The sequence below is a fragment of the Neobacillus rhizosphaerae genome (genome assembly GCF_050477885.1).
Classification (GTDB): Bacteria; Bacillota; Bacilli; order Bacillales; family Cytobacillaceae; genus Neobacillus; species Neobacillus rhizosphaerae_A.
On sequence record NZ_JBCNAC010000008.1, the window covers coordinates 1 to 4,061 of the forward strand.

Annotated in this window: 5 protein-coding genes; 1 reads left to right on the plus strand and 4 read right to left on the minus strand. The window is 36.4% G+C overall.

The window, feature by feature from the left end; genetic code table 11:
• Window positions 1-92: 92 nt before the first annotated feature.
• The 3 genes from ABES03_RS00770 to ABES03_RS00780 form a co-directional block, all read right to left on the minus strand.
• Window positions 93-668 (minus strand): YitT family protein, encoded by a 576-nt coding sequence (locus tag ABES03_RS00770; protein ID WP_413302438.1) that lies wholly within the window; start codon window positions 666-668, stop codon window positions 93-95.
• A gap of 113 nt (window positions 669-781) precedes the next feature.
• The gene (locus tag ABES03_RS00775; RefSeq protein ID WP_430114307.1) at window positions 782-1,783 is read right to left on the minus strand and encodes an inorganic phosphate transporter; all 1,002 of its coding nucleotides are present in this window, start codon (window positions 1,781-1,783) and stop codon (window positions 782-784) included.
• Window positions 1,784-1,794: 11 nt separating this feature from the next.
• Window positions 1,795-2,412, minus strand: coding sequence for a DUF47 domain-containing protein (locus ABES03_RS00780; RefSeq protein WP_430114309.1), 618 nt, complete (start codon window positions 2,410-2,412; stop codon window positions 1,795-1,797).
• Window positions 2,413-2,757: 345 nt separating this feature from the next.
• Here ABES03_RS00780 and ABES03_RS00785 point away from each other — a divergent pair, with 345 nt between their 5' ends.
• Window positions 2,758-3,012, plus strand: a complete 255-nt coding sequence (locus ABES03_RS00785; RefSeq protein WP_413302429.1) for a GlsB/YeaQ/YmgE family stress response membrane protein — start codon at window positions 2,758-2,760, stop codon at window positions 3,010-3,012.
• A gap of 66 nt (window positions 3,013-3,078) precedes the next feature.
• On the opposite strand, the gene ABES03_RS00790 is transcribed toward ABES03_RS00785, so the two are convergent.
• Window positions 3,079-4,061: RluA family pseudouridine synthase (locus ABES03_RS00790; RefSeq protein ID WP_430114312.1), on the minus strand; the 983-nt coding region annotated here is incomplete at its 5' end.

The following is a 4,061-nucleotide window of genomic DNA, read 5'->3' on the forward strand; positions in this document are numbered from 1 at the left end:
CGCCGAGGAGGCTCGCCGAAACGCCCACGGAAAGCGAAGCGCCTGGAGCGGAAATCAACAGACAAGTTTAACAAATCCAAAGATAAAGTTCATTAATTTGTTTCAGGCCTTCGAGAAACCGTAACTGTTGTCATTAACCCAACACAAAGGATGGTAAGAAGGGAGTAGAAAAATTTTTCTAGTCCAACGACTTGAATGCCACTTGTAATAACTAGTCCATCAATCAAAAAAATGATAATACCAATATTGATAGAAGTAAATTTAGTTAATATTTGAGCTAATAAATCTGTGCCTCCTGTACTTGTTTCATAACGAAGCATAAGGCCAATTCCTATTCCAACCAGGATCCCACCTATTACCGTGCTTGGCAGTATATCAAGATGAATCTTTCCATTTATAAATGAAAATAAATCAATGCAAAAGGATGAAATAATTAAACCATGGAGGCTATAAAAAAAATAACGTCTCTCGAAGAACCACGCAAGGACATAGAGAGGTAAACTTAATAAAATGATACTCAGTCCCGTTGGCCAGCCATAAAAGTAGTGAATAATTAACCCTAAACCGATGACACCACCATCTAGGAGCTGGTATGGTACTAAAAATCCATTTACACCAAGGCTTAATAGTAAACTCCCAAGCAGCATTGCAGCAATTTTTTGTTTCATATATTAGATCAGCCCCAAACTTGTCCTTTTACATTTAAAATATGTGGGAGTCCATCATTTAGAAGTAGAAACAACAAAAAAAGCAGCTGAAAGGTTCAGCCACTTTTTCAATCTTAAAAGAATAAATTTAGAATAAAATAACAAATTCCTGCTAAAAGTGCAGTAATAGGAAGGGTAATGACCCAAGTGATCATCATACGCTGTGCGGTATCCCACTTAACACCTTTTAGGCGATGAGCAGAACCAACCCCTAAAATACCTGAAGAAATAACATGTGTTGTACTTACTGGTAAATGGATGAAGGTAGCACCAAAAATAACTGCTGCTCCAGTTAAATCAGCTGCAACTCCGTTGATTGGACGGATTTTCATAATCTTACCGCCAACCGTTTTAATAATTTTCCAACCTCCGATAGAAGTACCTAATCCCATTGCAATGGCACAGGATAATTGTACCCAAAAAGGAATACCCGCATCTGGATGAAGATAATTATTTGCAATAAGGGCTAAAGTGATGATACCCATTGATTTCTGAGCATCATTTGTCCCGTGTGAATATGATTGTAATGCAGCGGTGGCAATTTGGATATAACGGAAATTTCGATTCGTTTTCGTTAAATTAAAGTTTTTAAACGACACTTTGAAAATACTGTAAATGATAAAACCGAGCACAAAAGCTAAAAGCGGTGAAATGATAAGTGCTTTTAAAATATTCAAAAATCCGCCGTAGTTTAAGACATTAAAGCCTTCTGCTGCAATTGCTGCACCAGCAATTGACCCAATAATTGCGTGAGAAGAACTACTTGGGATTCCAAAATACCAAGTAAGTAAGTTCCAAAAAATAGCTGAAAGTAATGCTGCGAGAATAACAACAGAACCATTATGCAACATGAATGGATCAACAATATCCTTAGATACTGTTTTAGCAACACCCGTAAATGTAAGTGCACCAACAAAGTTCATTACGGCAGCCAACAAAATAGCTTGGCGTGGTTTTAAGGCTTTTGTTGAAACAGAGGTAGCAATCGCATTTGCAGTATCATGAAAACCATTAATAAAATCAAATGCAAGAGCGCCAATAACGATTAATATGGTTAAAATTAAAACAAGGCTCATATTTTTGCTCCTTATGCATTTTTCATAATGATGGTTTCAAGAGTGTTTGCAACTGCTTGACAGTAGTCAGCAATATCTTCAAGTTCTTCATATATTTCCTTATATTGAATAATTCGAATTGGATCTTTTTCAACTGTGAATAAATTCTTAATAGACTGACGTAGGATATTATCACATTTTGATTCAAAATCCTTAATTTTAATAGCATGTTCACGAATTTGAGCTAGTTTTTTATTAGAAAGTAATTCAACAGCTTTATCAATTTCATGAACGCTTCCTTGAATGGCATCTACAAATTGAATCATGAAGTTATCCGCATTTGTTATAGAATACATTTCAAATAGTGCTGCACAACCCTCAAGGCCGTCAAGGACATCATCCATGCTCATTGCAAGGTGCAGAATATCTTCACGCTCGATTGGAGTAATGAAAGCATCATTCAGTTCTTTAATGACTTCATGTACAAAAGAGTCGCCCTTAGTTTCTAATTCCTTCATTTTCTCTGAGAAAATTTTTAAGTCACTTACGTTTTTTAATTTGTATTCGGTGAAGAAATTTGTACTTTCTTTTAAGTTAGTTGAAATTTTGCTAAGTAATACTGAGAATTTATCAGTTTTCTTTAATGCCATGTGGATAACCCCCATTAAATTAAATATGTACAACCCTAAGATATTTTATATGAAAAATGTCGAAAAAGGATACAATCTTTACGAAATTTACAAAAACTTAACATTAGAATTTTCTGATAACTAAGTCTCGTTAAATATGGTTCTTTTTTTACTTTTGCCTTGGTTGAATAATTTATGTATAAAGTTTTTTTAATTAATTTTTGTTTTAGTTCTTTGAGGAGTATAAAAAAGAAAACTGGGTACTTTATTAGTACAGGCAGCAAGAATTAATTTTCCACAACTGCCTGAGAAGTGGTAAATGCTAATATAAGTGAAATGATGAATACTAAAAAGGAGTGTTCTTAAGTGAGCTTTATTTGGGCATTAATTGTAGGCGGAGTGATTGGTTGGTTAGCTGGGCTTATTGTTGGAAGAAATATTCCTGGTGGAATTATAGGTAACATTATTGCTGGTTTTGTTGGTGCATGGATAGGGACAGCAATTTTAGGAAACTGGGGTCCTCATGTAGCTGACTTTGCTATCATTCCCGCAATAATAGGAGCTGCAGTGTTGGTTCTTCTTTTAAGCTTTGTAATGAGAGCCTTCAGAAAAGCCGATTAATACAAAAATATACGTGGATTAAGAAAAGCCTCCTGAAATAGGGAGGCTTTTCTTCATACTTTGGCTCTACAACGAGTATATATCGATGGATTGAAACAGGTTTGGTAAATCTGGAATAGGGGCATGGCATGTAATTAGTTCATGGGTAAGAGGATGATTGAATTCAAGCTTCGCCGCATGCAATGCCTGCCGATTCACTATTTCCTCTCCACCATAAAGTGTATCACCGATTAAAGGGTGACCTAAATGGCTTAAATGGACTCTTATTTGATGAGTTCTTCCAGTTTCAAGCCAGCATCTTACAATTGAAAAATGTTTATTTTTATCCTCAGATAGTACTTGATAATTAGTAATAGCTTCCTGTCCAGTATCGGACACTCTTCTTCGAGTCGCATGGTGGCGGTCCCGGCCAATTGCCTTATTGATTCTTCCTTTTTTTGGTCTCACCATACCGTGTACCGCAGCTATGTATGTTCTCTTTATCTCCCGTTTTTCCAACATTTTGTCTAATATCGCTCCTGCCAAGGCATGCTTGGCAAACAAAATTGCCCCTGTAGTATCTCGGTCTAATCGGTGGATTTGACGAATATTTCTATCTTCTCCCTTTGATTGTAAATAGAAAGCAAGGGCGTTGATTAGTGTGGAGTGGTCCGTTGTATTATCATTTGGGTGAGTGCTCATAAATGGGGGCTTGTTTACCACCAATACATGATCATCCTCATAAAGTACGTCAATATCATGGAATTGAGGGATCACAGTAAGAGGTTCATCCACAAACAGTTTGATTTGTAACACATCGCCGGAATGTAATGGTAAAGTCCAATTGACCCGGTTTCCATCTAATAGAACTGCATTTTCCATTCTAAAGCTATGAGTTAATTTCTTTGGAGCTTCCCAAATCTGACGGAAAACCTCTTCTGGTGTTTTTCCTTGCCATTCATTAGGGACAACCATGTGAAACCATTCTCCCTTACGCATTGTTTTAAGCATATAAATCTCCTTATTTCGGCGTTTCCGCTTTGAAATTTGTCTAGCTCCAGCGCCTAGCC